At 61.2% G+C, this 219-nt stretch carries 1 protein-coding gene; it reads right to left on the bottom strand.

Annotation, left to right across the window (positions count from 1 at the left end; all coding sequences use genetic code 11):
- The coding region (locus tag ACP2WS_RS11380; protein ID WP_426460868.1) for a type IV secretory system conjugative DNA transfer family protein at positions 1–219 on the bottom strand (219 nt) is incomplete at both ends.

The following is a 219-nucleotide window of genomic DNA, read 5'->3' as shown; positions in this document are numbered from 1 at the left end:
GATCTTGTCCACGAGTGCAGGGTGTGCCATGCCTTCGATGATCAGGATTTCCCGGTCGCTGCCCATGGCCTTGAGTTCCTGCGGCAGCATCAGCGCACGCTTGTCCTCCACCTCGGTATAGCTGCGGTCCTTGCCCTGCGTGTACTGGCGCCGCCTGACCGTGGTGTACCCCAGCATTTCCGAATAGTCGTTGGCATCCTGCTGTTCGCGCGGCGCATA

Origin of the sequence: Brachymonas moutaii (nom. illeg.) (assembly GCF_049977365.1) — a bacterium.
GTDB lineage: Bacteria > Pseudomonadota > Gammaproteobacteria > Burkholderiales > Burkholderiaceae_C > Brachymonas.
This window is presented reverse-complemented; position numbering and strand designations above follow the sequence as displayed.